The sequence below is a fragment of the Anoxybacillus tepidamans PS2 genome, from assembly GCF_000620165.1.
Classification (GTDB): domain Bacteria; phylum Bacillota; class Bacilli; order Bacillales; family Anoxybacillaceae; genus Anoxybacteroides; species Anoxybacteroides tepidamans_A.
The window spans coordinates 72217-96061 of record NZ_JHVN01000012.1 but is presented as its reverse complement, the minus strand read 5'-3'; the positions used below and the strand labels follow the sequence as shown (position 1 = coordinate 96061).

Annotated in this window: 20 protein-coding genes and 1 other annotated feature; of the genes, 8 read left to right on the top strand and 12 right to left on the bottom strand. The window is 41.8% G+C overall.

Annotated features, from left to right (window positions below):
* Positions 1-2: 2 nt before the first annotated feature.
* From N667_RS0111120 to sppA, 3 genes are all read right to left on the bottom strand, one after another.
* Positions 3-674, bottom strand: a complete 672-nt coding sequence (locus N667_RS0111120) for a DUF2953 domain-containing protein (RefSeq protein ID WP_027409645.1) — start codon at positions 672-674, stop codon at positions 3-5.
* A 68-nt stretch (positions 675-742) separates the two neighbouring features.
* Positions 743-1231, bottom strand: coding sequence for an RDD family protein (locus N667_RS0111115; RefSeq protein ID WP_051530032.1), 489 nt, complete (start codon positions 1229-1231; stop codon positions 743-745).
* Positions 1221-2231, bottom strand: coding sequence for a signal peptide peptidase SppA (gene sppA / locus N667_RS0111110; protein ID WP_027409643.1), 1011 nt, complete (start codon positions 2229-2231; stop codon positions 1221-1223). Before sppA ends, N667_RS0111115 begins: the two co-directional genes overlap by 11 nt.
* A 122-nt stretch (positions 2232-2353) precedes the next feature.
* Here sppA and N667_RS0111105 point away from each other — a divergent pair, with 122 nt between their 5' ends.
* Positions 2354-3157 carry an NAD kinase gene (locus N667_RS0111105; protein ID WP_027409642.1) on the top strand — a complete coding sequence of 268 codons (804 nt, stop codon included), beginning with the start codon at positions 2354-2356 and terminating at the stop codon, positions 3155-3157.
* A 42-nt stretch (positions 3158-3199) separates the two neighbouring features.
* Here N667_RS0111105 and mbcS read toward each other — a convergent pair whose 3' ends face one another.
* From mbcS to ezrA, 5 genes are all read right to left on the bottom strand, one after another.
* Positions 3200-4792, bottom strand: coding sequence for an acyl-CoA synthetase MbcS (mbcS, locus tag N667_RS0111100; protein WP_027409641.1), 1593 nt, complete (start codon positions 4790-4792; stop codon positions 3200-3202).
* A 122-nt stretch (positions 4793-4914) separates the two neighbouring features.
* Positions 4915-5127 (bottom strand): alpha/beta-type small acid-soluble spore protein, encoded by a 213-nt coding sequence (locus N667_RS0111090; protein ID WP_027409640.1) that lies wholly within the window; start codon positions 5125-5127, stop codon positions 4915-4917.
* Positions 5128-5207: 80 nt separating this feature from the next.
* Positions 5208-6413: a tRNA uracil 4-sulfurtransferase ThiI gene (gene thiI, locus N667_RS0111085; protein WP_027409639.1), complete on the bottom strand. Its 1206-nt coding sequence runs from the start codon at positions 6411-6413 to the stop codon at positions 5208-5210.
* 5 nt (positions 6414-6418) lie between these two features.
* Entirely contained in the window at positions 6419-7561 is a 1143-nt protein-coding gene (locus N667_RS0111080; protein WP_027409638.1) for a cysteine desulfurase family protein, read from the bottom strand.
* 127 nt (positions 7562-7688) lie between these two features.
* Positions 7689-9395, bottom strand: a complete 1707-nt coding sequence (ezrA, locus tag N667_RS0111075; RefSeq protein WP_027409637.1) for a septation ring formation regulator EzrA — start codon at positions 9393-9395, stop codon at positions 7689-7691.
* 198 nt (positions 9396-9593) lie between these two features.
* On the opposite strand from ezrA, the gene hisJ reads away from it, so the two are divergent.
* Complete coding sequence (hisJ, locus tag N667_RS0111070) at positions 9594-10394, top strand: histidinol-phosphatase HisJ (RefSeq protein WP_027409636.1); 801 nt, start codon at positions 9594-9596, stop codon at positions 10392-10394.
* Between the two features lie 89 nt (positions 10395-10483).
* A complete protein-coding gene (locus tag N667_RS0111065) occupies positions 10484-10966 on the top strand; it encodes a GAF domain-containing protein (protein WP_027409635.1) in 483 nt (160 codons plus the stop codon).
* 45 nt (positions 10967-11011) lie between these two features.
* Here N667_RS0111065 and N667_RS0111060 read toward each other — a convergent pair whose 3' ends face one another.
* On the bottom strand, positions 11012-12859 hold the full coding sequence (locus N667_RS0111060; RefSeq protein ID WP_027409634.1) for a sensor domain-containing diguanylate cyclase: 1848 nt from the start codon (positions 12857-12859) through the stop codon (positions 11012-11014).
* A gap of 349 nt (positions 12860-13208) precedes the next feature.
* Here N667_RS0111060 and rpsD point away from each other — a divergent pair, with 349 nt between their 5' ends.
* Positions 13209-13811, top strand: coding sequence for a 30S ribosomal protein S4 (rpsD, locus tag N667_RS0111055; protein ID WP_027409633.1), 603 nt, complete (start codon positions 13209-13211; stop codon positions 13809-13811).
* Positions 13812-13851: 40 nt separating this feature from the next.
* On the opposite strand, the gene tyrS is transcribed toward rpsD, so the two are convergent.
* Positions 13852-15111 carry a tyrosine--tRNA ligase gene (tyrS, locus tag N667_RS0111050; protein WP_027409632.1) on the bottom strand — a complete coding sequence of 420 codons (1260 nt, stop codon included), beginning with the start codon at positions 15109-15111 and terminating at the stop codon, positions 13852-13854.
* Positions 15112-15154: 43 nt separating this feature from the next.
* Positions 15155-15376 (bottom strand) — a binding site (T-box leader).
* Between the two features lie 152 nt (positions 15377-15528).
* Here tyrS and N667_RS0111045 point away from each other — a divergent pair.
* Positions 15529-18321, top strand: a complete 2793-nt coding sequence (locus tag N667_RS0111045; RefSeq protein ID WP_027409631.1) for a transglycosylase domain-containing protein — start codon at positions 15529-15531, stop codon at positions 18319-18321.
* A gap of 37 nt (positions 18322-18358) precedes the next feature.
* Here N667_RS0111045 and acsA read toward each other — a convergent pair whose 3' ends face one another.
* The gene (gene acsA / locus N667_RS0111040; protein ID WP_027409630.1) at positions 18359-20074 is read right to left on the bottom strand and encodes an acetate--CoA ligase; all 1716 of its coding nucleotides are present in this window, start codon (positions 20072-20074) and stop codon (positions 18359-18361) included.
* Between the two features lie 179 nt (positions 20075-20253).
* On the opposite strand from acsA, the gene N667_RS0111035 reads away from it, so the two are divergent.
* Genes N667_RS0111035 through N667_RS0111025 form a run of 3 tightly spaced genes read left to right on the top strand, consistent with a single transcriptional unit; the run spans position 20254 to position 22735 of the window.
* Positions 20254-20886: a GNAT family N-acetyltransferase gene (locus N667_RS0111035; protein ID WP_027409629.1), complete on the top strand. Its 633-nt coding sequence runs from the start codon at positions 20254-20256 to the stop codon at positions 20884-20886.
* A gap of 29 nt (positions 20887-20915) precedes the next feature.
* Positions 20916-21560, top strand: a complete 645-nt coding sequence (locus N667_RS0111030) for an acetoin utilization AcuB family protein (protein ID WP_027409628.1) — start codon at positions 20916-20918, stop codon at positions 21558-21560.
* Positions 21557-22735, top strand: coding sequence for an acetoin utilization protein AcuC (locus tag N667_RS0111025; protein WP_027409627.1), 1179 nt, complete (start codon positions 21557-21559; stop codon positions 22733-22735). The genes N667_RS0111030 and N667_RS0111025 overlap by 4 nt, the downstream gene beginning before the upstream one ends.
* A gap of 14 nt (positions 22736-22749) precedes the next feature.
* On the opposite strand, the gene ccpA is transcribed toward N667_RS0111025, so the two are convergent.
* Positions 22750-23745: a catabolite control protein A gene (gene ccpA / locus N667_RS0111020; protein ID WP_027409626.1), complete on the bottom strand. Its 996-nt coding sequence runs from the start codon at positions 23743-23745 to the stop codon at positions 22750-22752.
* Between the last annotated feature and the right edge of the window lie 100 nt (positions 23746-23845).

Genomic DNA, 23845 nt, shown 5'->3' with positions numbered 1-23845 from the left:
TCCTAGTAGCTTTCGTTTGCTTGCCGGTTAATAAATGATTTTAACTTTGAGCGATTGCCACGCCAATATTTTAAAATTCGTATTCCTGCTAACATAGCATGCCCGATTCGAAAATGAATCATACATACAAATTTCATTTCTGAAACGGGCTGTTGGAAAGAAGGTGTAATAGAAAGAAGAGGCATCGCTTTTAATTTCATATATTTACTTACGAGTGCAATAATTCCGTACTTCACCGACCAGCCAAAACCGACAATCATCCCCGTCTGGGCAGCATCGCCAGTACCGATTTTCGTACACCATTCCAGTTTAGTGACTGACACATGAGCCATAAATTTTCGAACAATCACATGCAAATGAATCACATGCTGGGCAAATTCTTTTGTTTCTTTGAAACTATCAATAATTTCCTTTGGGCTATATTTTTTCCGCTTCGTCGGATTGTTAGACTTATTATTTATGGTTTCTTTATGAGACACAACAATGCTAGCCGATTGTTTATCGATTTTAATTAGAGGAATTCGGATTGTATATCGAATTAATCCAAACAACGTTTTAATCGTAATACGGCATTCATCATCGTCTTGCGCATGATGAAAAAAAATGGTTATCGAGAGCTTCATAAGCATAAAAAAAACAAATAAAATCGGAATAATGACAACAACTATTTTCACCGTCAGCACTTCCTTTCAACATAACATTGTCGCCATATTCAAAAAAAAATAAACCTGCCTTTGCAGGTTTATTCATGAACAACCGTCGTATCAGCAATTTGATCGTGAAGACCTTGCTTTTTTTTCGAAAACGCTACTAGCAGAAACCCGATAAATAAAATAAATTTAGAAATAAATTTTCCGATTACCTCACGAAATAATACAGTGAGCCAAGTTAAGGAACGCCCGTTGACATCAATCACTTTGAGACCAAATACCATTTTTCCTACCGTTTGCTGAAAGTATTTTGTCATGATGACGAAGTATGTATAAAATACCACTGTTGTAACAACAGCAATCGGTGAAAACAGCGTTTTTTCCTCTAGCGAAAGGTCAGATAAGCGAAAAAGCGGATAAACGAGCAAACGATTAAGGCTTGCGACAACTAGTAAATCAAGCAAATACGCCCAAAAGCGCATCCAAAATCCCCCGTAACGAAAAGGCGAGGCTGTTTCAATAACTGTTCTTTCTTCAGTATAAACATTTCCCTCCACTTTTATTTCCCCCTCATTCCGCATATAAATACATCAGCCGAGGCGATTTTGGTTTTGAAAATAATTTTAACATCTCAAAGTCGTCATTACGGTTAGAAGCAAAGGTTGAAGCCGTCATCTGAAATAGTGAACTCAATCCAAAATCGTTCGTATATTTTACTACTTCTGCTCCTTGCAAATGATGATCTGCTTTCATCGCCGCAATTGTATCATCTAAGTATCCGAACTCATCAATCAACTTTAATTGCTTTGCTTGGCGCCCATCATAAATGCGACCATCAGCGATTTTGCGCACTTCGCTTTCTGGAAGATGTCTTCCTTCAGAAATGACTTTCACAAATCCTTCGTACGAGTTTTTAATCAAAGATTCTAAAATTTTTCGTTCCTCATCAGTCATTTTACGAGCAGGATTCATAATATCCTTGTAAGGTCCGCTTTTTACCGTCACAAGCTCCACACCATATTTTTTCGCTAGCCCTTCATAATTCATGCTTTGCATAATCACTCCTAATGATCCTGTAATCGTTTCAGGACTTGCGAAAATTTTATCCGCAGCTGTCGAAATATAGTATCCTCCAGAAGCTGCCATCGACCCCATTGATACATAAATTGGCTTGTTCGTTTTCTTCTTTAGCTTTAATAACTGATCGTGGATTTCAGCACTCTCAACAACTCCACCACCCGGTGAATTGATGCGCAATACGATGCCTTTGACGGCAGGATCCTTTTTTGCTTGCTCAAGCATCTGCAAAAACACACGATGGTTATAGCCGTCCCCGGAAAACAGCGAACTAGCTTCTTCTCCTTCCTGAATGACACCATTCACTTCAAGAACAACAATCTTCTTTAATTGATTTCCGTCTTCGATTACTTCCTCTCCAAAATTTTGATTTGCGAAAGTCATCCAATCTTCTGACCATTTTCCCATATCTCGCGTTATAAACGATGTAATGACACTAACTAACGCTGAAACAATGAATAATACAGCAGCGATCCCTAATGCAATCCAGCGTTTGCGGTTCATCATCATTCCCCCTCTACAAATAATTTCAGTTCCATAGAAATAAGTGGTAAACTATATGTACGATTCATTTATTTTACCATAATAATGAATAGACTAAAATATGACAAAATGGAGGTTTCACCATGGCAGAACGTCGCAATCGCATTTATTTCTTCCACAAACATGATGAAGAGTTGCTCCAACAAGTTCAATCGCTGACAACACTCGCCCAGCAAAATGATTTCGTCGTCGTCAACGATTATCGCAGCGCCAATATCATTGTAAGCATTGGAGATGATGGGTCATTTCTTCAAGCTGTACGGCAAACAGGTTTTCGTGATGATTGTCTTTATGCCGCGATTTCCACGCTGTCATCACGCGGTTTTTATTGCGATTTTCATATTGACGACACCGACCATATGGTACAAGCAATCATGAATGAACAAATGGAAGTGCGGCGGTACCCAATTATTGAGGTGAAAATTAACGACACGGCTTCATTTTTTTGCCTAAATGAATGCTCGATTCGTTCGGGGATTATTAAAACATTCGTGATGGATGTGTTCATTGATAACCTTCATTTTGAAACATTTCGAGGCGATGGAATGATTGTCGCTACCCCAACTGGGAGCACCGCTTACAATAAATCGATCAACGGAGCCGTAGTTGATCCGCTTCTCCCTTGCTTTCAAGTAAGCGAACTGGCTTCACTGAATAACAATCGCTATCGAACGCTCGGTTCTTCCTTTATTTTAAGCGGTCAACGAAAACTTACACTAAAAATTTCGCCGGAAGGAAACCACTACCCAATTATCGGCATGGATAATGAAGCCTTAAGCATTCAGCATGTCGAAAAAGTTGAAATCAAATTAAGTGATCGCCTTATTAAAACTGTGCGGTTAAAAGACAACTCTTTCTGGGAAAAAGTGAAACGGACATTCTTATAATAGAAAAGGGGCTGATCCTTTGGTGATCAGCCCTTTTCATTTTTACTTTTGTTGCGCAAGTCGCATTTCCCGTTCCCGTAATTCAACACGGCGAATTTTTCCGGATGTTGTTTTTGGCAACTCATCAACAAATTCAATTTTGCGCGGATATTTATACGGTGCCGTGAGTTGCTTCACATGCTCTTGCAACGCTGGAATAAGCTCCGGATCATTAGCATCGACCCCTTCGCGAAGCACGATAAACGCTTTTACGACATGTCCGCGTATTTCATCCGGACTCGCTACAACCGCACACTCTTTTACAGACGGATGTTTAACAAGCGCGTCCTCTACTTCAAAAGGACCGATTGTATAGCCGGAACTGATAATAATATCGTCGCCGCGCCCTTCAAACCAGAAATAACCGTCCTCATCTTTCTTCGCTTTATCGCCTGTGATGTAGTAGTCACCACGAAACTGCATCGCTGTGCGCTCAGGATCTTTATAATATTCTTTAAACAAAGCCGGCGTTTCAATGTGAACAGCAATATCCCCGACCTCTCCGACAGCGCACGGTTCGCCGTCTTCGTTGATGATTTCAACGCGGTTTCCAGGGGTTGGTTTTCCCATCGAACCTGGTTTGATTTTCATTCCTTTCATCACACCAACAAGCAGCGTGTTTTCTGTTTGTCCATATCCATCGCGAACCTGTATGTTAAAATACTTCTCAAACGTATCAATCACTTCTCTGTTCAACGGTTCTCCTGCTGACACAGCACTATGCAAATGCGGCAACTCGTAGTTTCCAATCGTCGGCACCTTCGCCATCAAGCGATATTCCGTCGGAGTGCAGCACAAAACATTCACTTCATACTTGCTTAACAGCTGCAAATATTTTTCCGGCTCAAATCGCCCATAATAAACAAGACCTGTCGCGCCTGAGCCGAGCACTGATAAAAATGGACTCCAAATCCATTTTTGCCAACCAGGTCCCGCTGTCGCCCACACAACATCTCCTTCCTCAATGCATAGCCAATTTTTCGCAGCTGTACGCAAATGAGCATAAGCCCATCCATGTGTATGCACGACCCCTTTAGGGTTGCCTGTCGTTCCGGATGTATATGATAAAAATGCCATATCATCACGGGACGTATCAGCCGCTTCGAGTTCCTCGCTTTGCACCCCACTCACCTTCACTAGATTGTCCCAACCTTCGATGTCGCGATCGCCGATAACAAACTTTAAAATCGTATCCATGTTTTCGATAGGAACGAACTGTTCCACATAAGGCTCGTACACAACGACCGCTTTTACTTCTCCGTGCGAAATGCGGTACTGTAAATCTTTTGTGCGCAGCATCTCAGAGCTCGGAATGACAACAAGACCGGCCTTTAAAGAAGCTAAGTACACTTCATACGCTTCAATCAAACGCGGCACCATAATAAGCACTTTGTCGCCTTTTCTTAATCCAGCAGAAAGTAAAGCGTTTCCAATTTGATTCGCCTTTTTAATTAATTCACCATATGTGATTTGTTGAGTGTGCCCATCCTCACTTTCCCATTTTAAAGCAATTCTTTCCGGAGTTTGTTTTGCGTATTTTTCAATTTCGGAAGTTAAATTATATTGCGTAGGAGCAATTAAGTCTTCGCGTCTCACAACTATCATCCCCCGTTTTTTATTTCACAACTAAATTATACAAAACAATTAGAATTTTTTGAATAATTTTTTGAAATAATAAAGGCGGGAAAACTCCCGCCCTCGTAGCCATAAATATTTAATTAGAATTGGTTAGGGTATGAACCACCTAATTGTTGTTGCGCCATAGCAACAAGACGTTTTGTGATTTCTCCACCAACAGAACCGTTAGCGCGAGAAGTTGTATCAGCACCAAGGTTTACGCCGAATTCTTGAGCGATCTCGTATTTCATTTGCTCAAGAGCTTGTTGTGCTCCAGGAACTAGTAATTGGTTGTTGTTGTTGTTGCGTGCCATGTGTTTTCACCTCCTTGTGTCTATAGATTGTGTGAAAACACATGAAATCATGCATTTATATTTTTGGTAATTTTTTATATTTAAAATAACTCCTCAAACTCATCTACTGTCGTAAATGTTTCGTCAATGATCAACGTTTCCGTGTTCGCAATCGCTTCGTCAATCAGCGGCATCAAATCAACAAAACTTTCATAATAAGCCGCCTTTTCCCGTTTAGGCCTTGTTTTTGGTGCGCTTGGAGTAAAAATGGTACAACAGTCCTCATATGGAAGAATTGAGATATCATGCGTATCAATTTTTCTAGCTATTTCAATAATTTCCGTTTTATCCATCGAAACTAGCGGACGAAGAATAGGGGTTGTTGTCATCTCATTAATGACAAACATGCTTTCAAGCGTTTGGCTAGCTACTTGCCCAAGACTTTCTCCTGTAACAATCGCTAAGCCGTTATGTTTTTTCCGCAGTAAGTCTGTAATTTTTAACATCATTCTTCTTGCTGAAATAAGAGAGTAGCCATCAGGTACTTGCCGATGAATCGCTTGTTGAATATCTGTAAATGGAACAATATGCAACTTCATTTTTCCGCCAAACGTCGTCAGTTTTTTCACTAGATCGATCACTTTTTGCTTCGCCCGCTCACTTGTAAACGGCGGACTGAAAAAATGAACAGCTTCGATTTCCAATCCCCGTTTCATCGCCAAATATCCAGCCACTGGACTGTCAATACCGCCTGATAACATTAGCATCGCTTTTCCACTCGTGCCGATCGGAAGCCCCCCTGCGCCAAGAATATCGCGGCACGTTACATACGTCCCGTCTTTTCGAACCTCAACCCGCACGTTAATATCCGGTTCGCGAACATTAACAGTCAAGGATTCCGTATTACGCAAAATATGGCTGCCGATTTCATAGTTCAAATCGTTGCTTCCTAAAGGAAATTGTTTATCTACTCGTTTGGCACTTACTTTAAATGTTTTGCCTTCATAAGGCAGCTGTTGCACTGCCGCTAATGCCGTTGCTTTGATTAGTTCGATGTCGTTTTCACATTTCATCGCCAAGCTGAATGATTGAATTCCAAACACTGTTTTCAGCTGCTCAAGGATTTCTTCATGAGGTTCACCATTCAATAAAATGTACATTCGGTCGCGCATATATTCAATTTTTATATTTGAAAACGACTTTAATTTTTTTTCGATATTCCGCTTCAATCGTACGACGAAACGATTTCTGTTTTTTCCTTTCGTTGACATTTCTCCATATCTGATTAAAATGCGATCGTACTTCATCTTCTCTACCTCGTTACTTCTTTTAGTTTTTTTAGCGCTTGCTTGATGGAACGAACAGCCACAGAAATTTCTTCCATAGTATTTTCATATGATAGGCTGATTCGAATCGCACTTTCGGCTTTTTTCGACTCCATGCCCATCGCCAATAACGTTTTGCTCGGCGCTCTCCTTTTCGACGAACAGGCTGATGTAGTGGAAACGAAAATTTGTTGTTTAGCCAATTCATGAACAAATACCTCTGATTTTAAACCGTTCAGTGAAAAATTGATAATATGCGGCGCAGAGCAATCAGATGGCGTATTTAGCTGAATGTCAGCAATTTCGTTTAATTCGTTCATCCAGCGCTCTTTCATCGCCAATAAATGCGGAAGCTTCCGTTTGTAGGCCTCAAGTGACAAACGAAGCGCTTTTGTCATAGCCACAATCGCCGCCACGTTTTCTGTACCAGAACGAAGCTGCAACTCTTGGCCTCCCCCCGCTAAGAGCGGAGAAATTCGAACGCCATCGCGAACATATAAAATGCCAGCCCCCCGCAAACCATGAAATTTATGAGCCGACATCGTACATAAATCGACATGCGCTTTTTTTAAATCAAGGGGAACCTTTCCGATTCCTTGTACGTGGTCAACATGAAATATCGTTTTCGGGTACCGGGTAAGTAATTGACCAATTTGTTCAATCGGCTGTATCGAACCTACCTCATTATTTACGTGCATCACCGATACAAGGATTGTATCATCCCGAATCATTCGGGCAAGTTCTTCCACATCGACCCTTCCCTTTTCATTGACGGGCAAATATGTAACTTCAAACCCAAGTTCTTCTAATTGTTTGCACGGCTCTGCAACAGACGGGTGCTCAATCGCTGTTGTAATAATGTGATTGCCTCGCCGGCGATATTGTAAAGCCACCCCTTTAATTGCAAAGTTGTTTGCTTCCGTGCCGCCTGACGTAAAAATAATTTCATTTGTCTTAACCCCTAACAACGCGGCTGTTTGTTCCCGCGATTGTTCTAACAACCTTTCCGCTTTCATCCCTAATTCATGGAGCGAGGAAGGGTTGCCGAAATATTTTGTTGCTACGGTCACGAATGATTCAACGACTTCGGGAAATGGCTTTGTTGTTGCGCTATTATCTAAATAAATCATGCCTTCCACCCTCCGAATAATCAATGCTCGTACGAATATAATAAAAACAAAATCGTGCAACCGCAATTACATTATTCACGAAAAAGCCGATAAATATCTATTAGGGCAGATACTTATCGGCTTCGTTCTATGAATTTTTTTGGCTCGATCCTTCTTCTAAAATTTGGCGAATGCGTTCTAGAGCACCAGGTTCCACCTTCTCAACAGTCGCCACTGCTTGTTCGAGAGCTTGTTCGTAATCATAGCTACGGAACAGCAATTCCGCTTCTTCGAGACCTTTCTTTACAGCCGGATAGCGGCCACGATAGCGGTTGCCGTACTGAATCACTTTTTCGACAAGTTCGGCCTGTTCTATCATGCTCACCGTTACCACATAGACGCTCTCCACTAAATCTGCTGCTTCCTTTAACGTTTGATTAACTGCTTCCATATTAAGCGGTTTGTCGTCAAGTCGCAAAGCAACCTTTGTCAGCAATTCCTTCGCTTCATCTAACCGGATTTTATACGCTTCCGGAAGGCCCGGCAGACGGCTCTTTCTAACTAAACGAACCGCTTCTGATAATTTTTTTCGCATAGAATTCAAATTTTCGCGAGCGGTTAGCTCATCTTTACGCAATGCTTGGAGCATTTCCCGGAACTGCTCATGCTCCTCCTTTAACATCTGAACTTGGCCAAAAAGCTGCTCGATTTCTTCTTTAATGATTGTGTGAGCCGTTTTTCCCTCCATAACCCGTTCTTGGATAAGGGAGAAACGTTTTATTAGTTGTTGAATTTGTTTTTCCATGCTGCGATGTTTTTCGAGGTTTTGCTCGGACAAGCGGTAAATCTGCTGTACCAATAATGTCTCCGCGCCAGTCTCTTTCGCTTCTTCGCCTAAATCGTAAAGTTGCTCTTCAATACTCTTCATCTCTGTTTGAACATAACGATGGGCTATCACTTCTTTTTCTAGTAAATCATAAAGCGTTTCGATTTCTTCCTTCGTCTCTTCAATGGCTTGTTTTGCTTCTTCGACGCGAAGTTCCCCAATTAATTGAATATATTGCTGCAGCTTTTCCTGTTTTTCCGCCACTTCTCGTTCTATATGAAGGTGAGAAAGTATGTATCCGGCTTCTTCCATTTCTTTATATCCCTCTAAAAGTTCCGCAAGCTGCGCTGGGATTGTCGTTTCACAATCGTTCAGCAATTCCGGGACATCATGCAGCATTTGTGACAACTCGTTCAGTTCTTTTTTCAGAAAAAGAACAACTTCTCTTGCTGCTAAATAATTTCCTGTATTCGTTAACTCTTCGAATTTTTGAAACTCGTTATGAATAGCATCTAGTTTTTCCGTTAACTTTTCCTCGGCCACCCCAAATGTATGGCGATAGGCTAACAGCGCCTTTTTTGTGTCACGGTACGCAACTTTTAGCTGCTCTATTTCTGTGCGGTTTTGTTCTTCGCTGCCGATGAGCTCCTCGAGTTCGTGAAGAATCGCTTGAATGTCTTCTTCTACTTTTCGAAGCGTTTGCTCAATGCCGCGCAGCACCTCTTTTGCTTTTCCATAGCGATACTTATCAAGGAGCTCTTCAGCGTCAAACAGCTCTTCCTCCACCGATGGAAGCCGTGATGCTACGATGTCGTCCCACTGCTGACGCCATTTTTCAAACAGTTGCTCTGTTTCGCCTGTCATATTTAGTTGCTTTACTCTAGAAAGCTCATCCGTAACTGGACGATTCATAATAGTAATTTTCCATGCTTCTAAACGATCAATTTCACGATACAATTTCTTTCGATATGCGTAGTTATATATCATTCCTCCACTAGCGAGGAGTAAAAGCATAACCGCGATTTCCATAAGAAGCCTCCTTGCACCCGAGTTAGTCGATTAAAGAATAAAAAAACGGTCTATCGAGAAGGCAAAAAACATTGACATAATGTTTTTTTAATGCTTTTATGATACCATGTTAACGACATTTTTTGATTAAAATTTTAAATTTTTTTTACAGGAATCTTCATTTTTTTCAATTTACTATCCCTCTAAGGAGTGATGATGTTGCGCGACGGACATATTCATACACCATTTTGTCCGCACGGGAGCCGTGATCCATTAAAGAAATATGTTGAACAAGCGATCGAATTAGGATATAAAGATATTTCATTTACGGAACACGCCCCGCTCCCAGAAACATTTGTTGATCCAACTCCCGCTCAAGATAGCGCGATGACTTTCAAGCAGCTTGATCCATATTTGTCGTCGCTCAACGAATTAAAAAAAATGTATAAAAATGATATTACGATTCGGATAGGACTTGAGATCGATTTTATTGTCGGCTACGAGGAAGAAACTGCTCGCTTTCTTGACGAAATCGGTCCAGAACTCGACGACAGCATCTTATCAGTGCATTTTCTGCGTTTTAACGATCAATATTTTTGTGTAGATTATAACACTGATATGTTTTCAGCAATCGTGAAAGCGTTTGGCTCTGTTTCGCATGTATACGAAGCTTACTACCAGACTTTGCTGCAATCTGTTTGTGCCGATCTTGGTCCTTACAAACCGAAACGCATCGGTCATCTCACTCTCATTCAAAAATTTCAAAAACAGTTTCCTTGTTCCGTTCCTATGAATGAACATATTTTACGCATTCTTGATCAAATTCAAATTCGCCATTATGAGCTTGACTATAACGGTGCCGGCGTTCAAAAACCGCTTTGCCAAGAGCCATACCCGCCGCACTGGGTTGTTCATGAAGCAATGAAGCGAAACATTCCTCTCATTTACGGTTCGGATGCCCACTGTGCCAACGATCTACATCAAGGGAGGAACGTGATGGTCAATGAAGCTTTCATTTGAAAGTTTCCCTTATTCATCATAGAATGAGTGCATATTAAATTAAAACGTTCTCTCCAATTGTACTAAATCTAAATGAGGAGGCGATTTTTTTGTTTCATATAACAGGTTATAACGGAACAAGGGAAGAGAACTATGAACTAGTCATTAAACAGCTTCGCGCCCTTATTGAGGGAGAAGCAAACTTTATTGCTAATTTGGCCAACGCTTCTGCCTTGTTAAATCATTTTTTAGAACAAGTTAACTGGGTTGGTTTTTATTTAGCAGAAGGCGAAGAACTAGTACTAGGTCCATTCCAAGGACTGCCGGCATGCGTACGCATTCCGTTTGGCAAGGGAGTTTGCGGTACGGCAGCGCAAAATAAAAAAACAGAACTTGTCCCCGATGTGCACCTTTTCCCTGGACATATTGCCTGCGACGCCGCATCCCGGTCGGAAATCGTCGTTCCAATGATGAAGAATGGATGCGTAATCGGCGTTTTAGATATTGACAGCCCAATTAAAAACCGTTTTGACGATATCGATCGGTATTACTTAGAAAAATTTGTTGAAGCGTTAATTTCTTCGCATGAATAGTCTAATGGTCGCAAAGAAAAGGAATCCAGCTAAGCGGATTCCTTTTTACGCTTTATATTGGTGGTGATAATCTTTGACAAACACGCAATTTTTACCGGATCGTTTAGCCATATAAAGCGCTTCGTCTGCTCGTTTAAACAAATCTGTTGCTTCCTCATAACGATTTTTTTTCCAGTATGAAACACCACAAGAAACAGTAACAGGCGGATTCGTTTCATTTCTCACTTTTGTCGCAAGTCGATTAGCAATTGAAATGCCCGTAGCAAGACCTACTTTTGGCAAATAAATCGCTAATTCCTCTCCTCCCCAGCGGGCTCCAATGTCGCTTTCACGAATATTCTGTTTAATTACATTCGCTACCTGAATAATGACATCATCTCCTGTTTGATGCCCATATGTGTCGTTAATCTCTTTAAAGTTATCGATATCGATTAAAATAAATGTGCCAAAAGCGTCTCGCTCCATCGATTTTTGTAATTGTTCGTCCAAATAATGACGGGAATATAATTTTGTTAAATAATCAGTGACAACAAGATTCTCCAACTCTTCACGCAACATCGCGTTCGTAAAGGCCAGCGTAGAATGATGAATTAAAGATTGCAGCAATTTAAACATTTCAAATGTAAAATGATACGGTTGTCGATGCAGAACGATAACAACACCTTTTAACCTCCCGTTTTGCACCATCGGCACAGCCATTAACGAATGAAAAAGCGGAAAAGGTGGCGATGCATCGATTTTCGCTTCCCCTAAAAATACCATGTCCCGCTCTGTGCGAATTCTCTTCGAAACGAACTCAATATATTTTTTAGCCTGGCGCGATTGAAAAAAAGGAGTGCTTCCTGGCAACATTTTTTTCTTTTCGCTATCAAACAGAAAAAAACCGACCTCTTCTGCTCCAAACGAAAGTTTGATTTGCTCTGTCATAAATTCTAAGGCATCTTGCAAGCGCAAATTAGCGTTCAAACGGTGCATCGTTTCATTGATTAGCTGCAAATCGGCAACAAGCCGCCGGGACTGCTCATATAGTTTGGCGTTTTCTAATGCGCTTCCCGCTGTATTTGCCAACAATGAGATAAAGTTCATTTCACTTTTTGGAAATTCCATAATATGCGGCGCGATAATCTCAATCACTCCGTAAACACCTTGAGCCCCTTTAATCGGGGCATATAAAATTGATCGTTGGAGCGCAATTGAGTCTTCTAACTGAATTTTCCCTGTTAAGAACGCCTGCATTGCACCTATATTTTCTTCATCGTTTTCAAACATTAACATTTTAATAGGTAAATGGTCATGATATTGGTGATCGTGGGATAAAAATAAATAATACGTAAACGAAGGGTATACTTCTCGCAACGTTTCAATAATTTCTTCCAGCACATCTTCAATTTTCATGGATGCATGGATCTTGGCTGTAAAGTGATGAAGACGCTCATAACGCTTTTCTTCACTTAATCCTCGTGAAATCCGTTTCATTTTGCTTAATAGGCGCGAAAAATCTTTTTCAATTCTCTCAAAAAATGACAGACTCCACTGCTGGTGGCTTTCATACAGAATTTGCAGTACACCGATAAATTCTTCAGAACGACGAAGAAAAATTTGGACGCTCGTATATTCTCCATAATCATGAACATATATATTTTTTTCTGGATGGGTTGTTTGAATTTCAACAGATAAAATATCGCCTTCTCTTGTTGTTACCTCAGGGTAAAAAGTCTTTTTGATGGGATCAAACAAAAATAACGTCACTTCCCGTACCATCAGCTCTTGTTTCAATAACAGAAGCAAATTCAACATCATTTTTGAAAAGTGTCCGTAGTCTTCATATAGTAGCAGCCAATCAAAAAACTTTTCTTTGAAAGCGGTGTATGCCTCTTGTTCCTCTACTTTCATCATTCCATCCACCTACATCATATAGTCTTATATTCATGAAACGATACCACCATTTATTGAAAGGGGTGAAAATTTTTTTCAAAAAATTACATCATTTATTATAACATATGGGATTATAGCAAAGAAATAAAATATTGACTTTATTTTATAAAAATCATATAATAGCGTTTGTGTAAAATATAGCAGCCTTAGTGTTCACCTTTATGTGTTCATTTTGTTCCTCTGATTAGAGGTGTATCGTGTAACTCTTAGCTGCTAGAGCGAGGATACATGAAAACAAAATGACCGTAATTGTTGATCACGTCTGCTTTTATTTTACCTAAAATAAAAGCGAAGGAGGAGCATATCAATGGCTCGTTACACAGGTCCAATGTGGAAACTTTCTCGCCGTCTTGGCATCTCTCTAAGCGGCACAGGTAAAGAGTTGCAAAAACGTCCTTATGCGCCAGGTCAACATGGTCCAGGCCAACGCAAAAAACTTTCTGAATACGGTTTACAATTACAAGAAAAACAAAAACTTCGCCATATGTATGGCGTGAACGAGCGTCAATTCCGCAAAACGTTCGAAGAAGCTGGAAAAATGGCTGGTAAACACGGTGAAAACTTCATGATTCTTCTTGAATCTCGCCTTGACAACCTTGTTTACCGTTTAGGTTTTGCGCGCACACGCCGTCAAGCTCGCCAATTAGTAAACCATGGTCACATTCTAGTTGATGGAAATCGTGTAGACATCCCATCTTATCGCGTGAAACCTGGACAAACCATTGCAGTTCGCGAAAAATCTCGCAACCTGCAAATTATTAAAGAAGCGCTAGAGGTAAACAACTTTGTACCTGACTATTTGACATTAGATGCTGAGAAATTAGAAGGTTCATACACTCGTTTACCTGAACGTTCTGAGTTGCCTGCTGAAATTAACGAAGCGTTAATCGTTGAGTTCTACTCTCGTTAATGCAAAAACTCCCTCTGGAAACATTTCCAGAGGGAGTTTTTTACTTGTATTTAATTAAGTAGTATTTTTTCTTTCCGCGGCGAATTACTGTAAACTGCCCTTCAATGCGATCTTCACGCGTTAATATCTTATTAACATCTTGCACTCGTTCACCATTTACATAAATAGCGCCGTTTGCTAAATCTTCGCGCGCCTGACGCTTTGATGAAACAATTCCGCTCATAACAAGCAACTCTAATAGCGATACTTCCTCTCCTTCGTATTCAAAAGAAGGGACATCTTTAAATCCTTGCTTAATCTCATCAGCTGTTAGTTCGGAAATGCTTCCGCTAAATAGCGCTTCGGAAATTTTAATAGCCTGTTGCAACGCTTCTTCCCCATGTACGAGCTTTGTGACTTCTTCCGCCAGCGCTTTTTGTGCTGCACGTTTTTCCGGTGCTGTCTGCACCTCTTTTTCTAGTTGTTCAATCTCTTCTTTTGTTAAGAATGTAAAGTATTTTAAGTATTTGATCACATCACGGTCATCGGTGTTAATCCAAAATTGATAAAACTCGTATGGAGATGTTTTTTCACGATCTAGCCAAATTGTGCCGCTTTCTGTTTTTCCAAATTTTGTACCATCCGCTTTTGTCACGAGCGGAATCGTTAAACCAAACGCTTTAGCATCCTCTTCTGTTTTTCGGATAAGCTCCAATCCGGCAGTAATATTGCCCCATTGATCGCTGCCGCCAATTTGCAATTTACAATTTTCGTTTTGATATAGCTTTAAGAAATCTAGAGATTGCAAAATCATATAACTGAATTCTGTAAAAGAAATTCCCGTTTCAATGCGTGATTGCACCGACTCTTTTGCCAGCATGTAATTCAGGCCAAAGTTTTTGCCGACATCGCGCAAAAACGAAATCACATCGAGCTCACCAATCCATTCATAATTGTTTGCGATCTTCGCTGGATTGTCCGCCACATCAAAATCTAAAAAGCGGGATAACTGTTCTTTAATTTTTTCGCTCCATTGCTGCACTACTTCTTTTTCGTTCAATGAGCGCTCGCTTTTTTTGCCGCTTGGGTCGCCAATCAGTCCTGTCGCTCCGCCTACAAGAGCAATAGGGCGATGGCCGGCTAATTGAAATCTTCTTAGCGTCAAAATCGGCAGTAAGCTCCCGATGTGCAAGCTATCAGCCGTTGGGTCGAATCCACAATATAAACTCACTTTCTCCTCGGATAACAATTCCTCCAATCCTTCGTGGTCCGTCACTTGATTAATAAGACCGCGCCACTCTAACTCCTTTAGCAAATCCATTCTCTTCACCTCTTCATCTAAAATAAAAAACCCGTCCCTCAAACGAAGGGACGAGTTTATATCGCGGTACCACCCTACTTAGAGAGCATAAAGCTCCCTCACTTCATTCCAATAACGGTACTGACCGTCTTTTGCTACTAGACAGAGCCGTTCGCAAAAGAAGCTCGAGGAGGTAATTCATGTTTATCTTTGTACTAGTTCACACCGGCCACTAGCTCTCTGAAACAGGGAGATAAACACTACTTATTCCTGTCATCGCCTGTATCTTTTCATTTTTGATATACTCGTTTTTACCATAATCCGTCTAAGTTGTCAAACTGTTCGTCGAAAAATGACAAAAAAACATAATATTAGACACATTGTATGATATAATAAAACTAATTTTTAGACATATTTTTCTTTACATAGGGGGCATATATGGAGGAAGTAAAGCAAACGTTTTCCTTTCAAGCGATGTTACGCAATCTGTATATGGTATATGAAATTATATGGAATGTGTTCCTTGTGTTTATAGTTTTGTTTATATGCGCAACCTGTTTTGCCTTCGGTGTCGGCGCGGGCTATTTCGCTTCGCTCGTCAAAAATATGCACACTCCTTCTTACAAAGAAATGAAAAAAGACATTTACAACTACGAGGAGACGACCCACATTTATTTTGCCAACAATGTATATTTAGGGAGTTTTCGTTCCGATATAGAGAGGGAAGAAGTGCCATTAAAAAATGTTTCACCTTATGTCATTAAAGCGATTATTGCAACAGAAGACGAGTACTTCTATGATCATCATGGAATTGTCCCAAAGGCGATTGCGCGTGCCCTATTTCAAGAAGCAGCAAATTCCTCTACACGCACAGGTGGAAGCACATTAACCCAGCAACTCGTTAAAAATCAAATTTTAACAAATGAAGTGTCGTTTGAGCGCAAAGCTAAAGAAATTTTGCTTGCCCTTCGGCTCGAGCACTTTTTTAGCAAGGACGAGATTTTAGAGGCCTATTTAAACGTTGTTCCGTTCGGAAGAAATTCATCCGGACGAAACATTGCCGGCATCCAAGCAGCAGCGCAAGGGGTTTTTGGTGTTGACGCCAAGGATTTAAATCTCGCCCAGGCAGCCTTTTTGGCGGGCCTCCCGCAAAGCCCGTTCGGGTATACTCCGTTTACAAGTGACGGGCAAGTAAAGAAAGATCTTTCTCCTGCGCTACAACGTATGAAAACCGTTTTAATAAGAATGAAAAGGGCCGGCTACATTTCCCAAAAGCAATACGATGAGGCGTTGAAGTATGATGTAGCCAAACATTTCGCCCCTCCGCGGCCGTCGCCATTTGAAAAGTATCCGTGGCTGACGATGGAGATTGAGCAGCGTGCGAAAGATATTTTAGCTGCTGTCCTAGCCAAAAAAGACGGCTATGAGAAAAAGGATTTGCAAGACAATCCTGCCCTTTATAAAGAGTATGCGATAAAAGCAGAAAAGCAGCTGCGGCAAAATGGATACGATATTTATACAACGATTGATAAAGACATTTACGACCGCATGCAAGCCGTTGTCGCTAAATATCCGTATTTCGGAAGCAACATTATAACAAGAGAAAAAGATCAGAAAACGGGTGCTATTGTTACAAAGGTAGAACCGGTGGAAGTCGGAGCAATGTTAATTGAGAATAAAACGGGAAAAATTATTAGCTTCGTAGGTGGCAGAGACTATCACCGCCAACAACTAAACCATGCTACACAAGCATACCGATCTAACGGCTCAACGATGAAACCGTTGCTTGTATATGCGCCCGCTATGGAAATGGGGGTCGTTCAACCGGGGTCTGTCATTCCTGACGTCGAACTTCATATTCCGACATCACAAGGCATATACAGCCCGAAAAATGCAGACCGCCAAACACATGGACTCGTATCAGCCCGACGTGCTTTGCAATATTCTTATAATATTCCTGCGGTTAGGACGTATATGAAGATCATTCAGCACCGACCGATCACATATCTAGAAAAAATGGGGTTTACAAGCCTAACAAAAGCCGATTCGGCGAACTTGTCGATGGCGCTAGGCGCTTTGACAAAAGGCGTCACTGTTGAAGAAAATGTCAATGCTTATGCTACTTTCGGCAATTACGGAACATTCGTGGATGCGTACTTGATCGAAAAAATTGTTTCAAAAGATGGACAAGTCGTATATGAACATAAAAGTCAGCCGGTCAACGTCTTTTCGCCGCAAACATCTTATTTGACAATTGATATGATGAGAGATGTCATCCGTCACGGAACGGCTGCCGCTCTTCCGTCATTCTTGAAATTTCAGGCTGATTGGGCTGGAAAAACTGGGACAGGGCAAGACAACAAAGATGCGTGGTTTGTCGCTACAAATCCAAACGTTACATTTGGCGTCTGGATGGGATATGATACACCAATGCCGTTGGAGCTGACATATAAAGGGTTGTCCTATAGCAAACGGAATTTGCTGTTATGGGCTCAACTCATGAACACCGCCTACGACGCAAAGCCAGACTTAATTGCTCCAAAACAGCGATTTAACATGCCGGGCGGAATCGTCCGCCGCGCATATTGTGCCGTTTCTGGACTTCTTCCATCGGAGATGTGCACAAAAGCAGGGCTAGTGAGCTACGATCTATATAACACAAAATTCACACCAACTGAAGAAGATCATTCCCTTACAACAGGTCGGTTCGTTGAAGCAAATGGAAAGCGGTATGTTGCTCTCAATACAACACCGCGCGAATTTGTGACAGAAGGAGTCCTACTCGATGAACAGTTACTAAAAAAATTAGGGGTTCAACGCAACGATATAGAAAAACTGCTTCCAAAATCAGTACAATGGTCAAAAACCTTTGCTGCCGAACCACTCAATGAAAATGGTAAACGTCCTGATCCGCCTGTTGCGCGAATGTCAAATCAAGTGTTAACGTGGTCTGCCCATCATGAAAGCGATGTAATCGGCTATCGCGTATACCGTGCAGAACACGAAGGGGTGCCATTTCAAATGGTAACATCCATCAAATCAGGGCAACCGCTATCATTTAAAGATCGTTTTACTAGCGGCGTTTATTACGTAACAGCTGTCGATATCGCTGGAAATGAATCTGCTCCTTCGAATATTGTTTCTAAACAAAATACAACAGATAAAACTAAAAAAACAGAGCAACCAACCTCGTCTCTACCAGCCGCGCAAGAACAAAAAGCTAGCCAATAATATAAAAAGCTGACCGATCTCGTCGGTCAGCTTTTTATCAATCTTCCATCGTAGATAAATCGCCAGTCGGCAAGTTTAACTCCCATGCCTTAAGGACGCGGCGCATGATTTTACCGCTGCGCGTTTTCGGCAATTTATCACGAAACTCAATTTCTCTCGGAGCCGCATGGGCAGCTAGGCCTTTTTTCACAAACATGCGAATGTCTTCAATCAGCTCCTCGGATGGCTCATATCCATCGCGAAGGGAAATAAACGCTTTAATAATCTCACCGCGAACTGGATCCGGCTTTCCGATTACGCCGGCTTCTGCTATTGCTGGATGCTCCACAAGCTTGCTCTCCACTTCAAATGGACCAACGCGCTCGCCTGAAGTCATAATAACATCATCAATGCGCCCCTGGAACCAGAAATAACCGTCTTCGTCCATGTAGGCGGAATCTCCGGAAACATACCAATCTCCGATAAAATAAGATTCATACTTTTGCGGATTATTCCAAATTGTCTTCATCATTGATGGCCATCCTTTTCGGATCGCTAAATTCCCCATGCGGTAAGGAGGCAATTCATTTCCTTGATCATCAATGATTGCTGCCTTTACTCCCGGAATTGGTTTCCCCATTGATCCCGGCTTAATTTCCAGCGAAGGGTAATTACAAATAAGCTGCGCTCCTGTTTCTGTCATCCACCACGTATCATGAATGCGGCGATGAAATACCTTCATACCCCAGCGTACCACTTCCGGGTTCAAAGGTTCGCCCACGCTTAAAATATGGCGCAACGAACTTAAGTCAAACTTTTTAACAATTTCATCCCCCGCTCCCATCAGCATGCGAAACGCTGTTGGAGCGCTGTACCAAACAGTCACCCCGTAATCCTCGATCGTTTTGTACCATGCTTCTGGGCTAAAACGGCCGCCGACAACCACGTTAGAAGCGCCGCATAGCCACGGACCGAAAATGCCATATGATGTTCCGGTTACCCAGCCTGGATCTGCCGTACACCAATACACATCATCTTCTTTTAAATCAAGCACCCATTTCGCTGTTTGGTAGTGCTGAATCATTGCATTATGAACGTGTAAAACGCCTTTTGGCTTTCCTGTCGATCCGGATGTATAATGCAAAATTAAGCCATCTTGACGATCAACCCATTCAATGTCAAAATGTTTACTCGCTTCATTCATCCGCTTTTTAAAATCAATGTACGGCCCTTCTTCTACAACATTTTCTCCTACTAATAAAACATGCTTTAGCGCTGGAAGCTCACCGATTGGAACGCGCGGCAACAATTCCGGGGTTGTTACAATCACTTTCGCTTCGCTGTCCTCTAAGCGATCGCGCACAGCTCCCTCCATAAACGCCTCAAACAACGGTCCGACGATCGCGCCGGCTTTAATAGCGCCAAGAATCGCAAAATACAGCTCAGGAGAGCGCGGCATGAATACGAAAACACGGTCTCCCTTTTCGACGTCGGCTACTTGCTTTAAGACGTTCGCTGCTTTGTTCGACCATTCTTTCATTTCCTTAAACGTATATTTTTCTTCTCGCGAAGCATCGCGATAATAAAGGGCGATTTTATTTTTTCGAAACGTCTCCACATGGCGGTCAATCGCTTCATAAGCCATGTTCACCCGACCGGTTTCCGCCCACGAAAAAGCTTTTTCAGCCTCCGACCAGTCAAAATTGCGGTATGTTTCTTCATAATTTTTTAAGTTATGATCCCCTTGTATGACTGATAGCATTTCTACTCTCATTCCCCTTGTTTCCCCCTTTATGTAAATGATTACATTTCCATTATAGTACAACTTATGTAAATTCTCAATTTTTAAAAAATTCAACTTACAGGCTGAGAAATTTCTTTGAAAACGCTTTACTTCCTGTATTTTTATGTATAATGGGACTAGGAGAAAAAGCTGAATCAGGTGGTGTCCTAATGGAACATAAAAAAACGTATAATGCAAAAGAACTAAAAACACCAAAAGGGACTCTCATCATTGAGGGACCGGTATCGTCTGAAAAGTTAGCAAGCTATGAATTTCATCATGACCTAACCGCATTTCGCCAGCCACAGCAGCAGCACAAAGCATTAATCGACATCGCTCGCCTCCCAGAAGGAAGAATTATTATTGCGCGTCACCATCAAACGATTGTTGGCTACGTCACTTTTCTTTATCCTGATCCGCTCGAGCGTTGGTCAGAAGGAAATATGGAAAATTTAATAGAGTTAGGTGCAATCGAAGTAATTCCCGACTTCCGCGGTTATCAAGTCGGCAAAAACCTTCTGATCGTTTCCATGATGGATGATGCAATGGAAGATTACATCATCATTACAACGGAATATTACTGGCATTGGGACTTAAAACGGACAGGCCTCAACGTCTGGGAGTATCGCAAAGTAATGGAAAAAATGATGAGCGCTGGCGGCCTTATATGGTATGCGACCGATGACCCAGAAATATGTTCGCACCCTGCCAACTGCCTAATGGCCCGCATTGGAAAAAGGGTAGATCAAACATCGATTCAAAAATTTGATAGACTTCGCTTTATGAATCGTTTTATGTACTAATATTTTCTATTAACAAAGGGGGATGAGGAATGATTGTCGAGCAAATCATGAAAACGAATGTCACTACGCTTCAGCCATACAATACGATTGCGGAAGCGGCGCAATTGCTAAAGCAGCAGCATATCCGTCATATTCCAATTGTTGATGATGACAATTGTTTAATAGGTCTTGTAACCGATCGTGATATTCGCGATGCGAGCCCATCCATTTTTCATGTAGCCGATCGCCTAGAAGACTTGCAAAAACCTGTGAGTACGATCATGAAAACGGATGTGATTACGGGCCATCCTCTCGATTTTGTTGAGGAAGTTGCCGCTTTATTTTTTGAACATCGCATTAGCTGCCTGCCAATTGTGAAAGATGGAAAACTAATTGGCATCATTACAGAGACAGACTTGCTGCATACACTCGTCCAGTTGACGGGGGCCCACCAACCTAGTTCCCAAATCGAGGTTAAAGTCCCCAATTTAAGCGGCATACTAAGCGAAGTAGCCGCCATTTTCGGAAAAAGAAACATTAACATTTCAAGCGTTCTCGTCTACCCGGATCAAGACGAACACTATAAAATTCTTGTATTTCGCATCCAGACCATGAACCCTATCGGAATTATCTCGGATTTAAAAAATGCGGGCTACACAGTGCTATGGCCGAGCTTACCGGAGGTTTCATCATGAAGCAGGACTGTGTATTCGTGTATTCAGATGATTTGCAAATGTATAAGTTTAACGATACACACCCTTTTAACCAACTGCGGGTCACGCTTACTTATGATTTGTTGCGTGAAATCAATGCATTAAAGGACGAACAGATTGTTCCTCCCCGCGTTGCCACAGACGAAGAACTCGAATTAATTCATGATCGCGCCTATGTTGAAGCAGTCAAAGCAGCAGGAAAGAAGCAGTTATCAGAAGATGTGGCGCTAAATTACGGGCTTGGAACAGAAGACACTCCTATTTTTCCAAATATGCATGAAGCAAGCGCTCTTTTAGTAGGAGCTACACTAACTGCTGTTGATTACGTGTTGTCAGGAAAAGCCGAACATGCTCTAAGCTTGGGAGGGGGGCTTCATCACGGTTTTCGCGGCAAAGCTTCGGGATTCTGCATTTATAACGATAGCGCAGTAGCCATTAAGTACATGCAAAAACGATATGGACTTCGCGTGCTATATGTAGATACAGATGCACACCACGGAGACGGAGTGCAATGGGCTTTTTATGACGATCCAAACGTTTGTACGTTTTCCATTCATGAAACGGGGCGTTATCTATTCCCGGGTACTGGAAATGTAACGGAACGCGGGCAAGGAAAAGGGTACGGCTTTTCATTCAATATTCCTGTGGACGCATTTACCGAGGATGAATCGTGGCTCGATGCTTATACACAGGCATTTCGCGAAATTGCTGATTTTTTTAAACCCGATATTATTTTGACGCAAAACGGGGCTGATGCCCATTATTATGATCCGCTTACCCATTTATCTGTAACGATGAAAACATACCGTGAAATCCCGAAAATAGCCCATGAAATCGCCCATGAGTACTGCAGCGGCCGCTGGGTTGCCGTAGGCGGAGGAGGTTACGATATTTGGCGGGTTGTGCCGCGTGCCTGGGCGCTCATCTGGCTTCAAATGACTGAACAATCGAACATTTCAGGCAATCTTCCGAAAGCGTGGCTCGACAAGTGGCAGCCGCATTCTCCTGTTCCGCTACCGCTTGAATGGGATGATCCTAAGGGATTATACCCTCCAATTCCGCGCAAAGCAGAAATTGCTGAGAAAAACGCAAAAGCAGTAGAAAAAGCGCTCTATCCGATCCGCAGCCAGCGGCAAAATACGAAAAAAAGCCTATGAAATCATAGGCTTTTTTATTTCGTCGATTCGCGGTACTCAATTCGATGCGGCAACACGACGATATGATTTTCAACGCTCTCTTTGTTCATATACTTAGTCAGTAAACGCATCGCCACTGCGCCGATATCGTACATCGGCTGAACAACTGTTGTTAAGCGTGGACGCACCATTGTGGCAAGCCTTGTATTGTCGAAACCTACTACCTCAATTTGTTCCGGAACATGAATCCCATGATCCTGTGCCCCGTGGATGACACCTAAAGCCATTTCATCCGTTCCAGCGAATACAGCGGTCGGTTTGTTTTCAAGCTCCATCATCTTCTCATATGCTTCAATTCCGGAATCATACGAATAATCGCCCTCAATTACAAGGGCTTCGTCATAGGCTAATCCCCGCTCTGTAAAGGCGCGGCGATATCCTGACAATTTCTTTTGATTCACTGGATCATCCGCTGGACCTGTAACATATGCAATGCGCGTATGTCCTTTGTCAAGCAGATGGTTCACCGCTTCAAACGCTGCTTGTTCATAGTCAATGTTAACAGACGGAATTGCTTCGTTTTGCTCAATCGTTGCCGCCAATACAATCGGCACTGGCGATTTCTGAAATTCGCTTACATGCTCATGTGTAATGTTTCCACCCATAAACACAATTCCATCGACCTGTTTCGCAAGCATCGTGTTAAGCAAATGAAGCTCTTTTTCTTTATTTTGATCGGAGTTGCTTAAAATAATATTATATTTGTACATTGTCGCAATATCTTCGATTCCGCGAGCTAATTCCGCAAAAAAGATACTAGAAATATCAGGGATGATGACGCCAACCGTTGTCGTCTTCTTGCTGGCAAGCCCCCGTGCTACGGCGTTCGGGCGGTAACCTAACCGTTCGATCGCTTCTAATACTTTTTTTCTTGTTGATGGTTTCACATTCGGATTTCCATTTACTACGCGCGAAACAGTCGCCATCGACACGTTCGCTTCTCGCGCTACATCATAGATTGTTACATTCATTTTGTTCCACTCCTCTTACAACGTTTCTATCTATTTTCCTATGACAGCAAGTCTTGCCTAATTTATGTTAGAAATATCATACGATACATTATGGAACAAT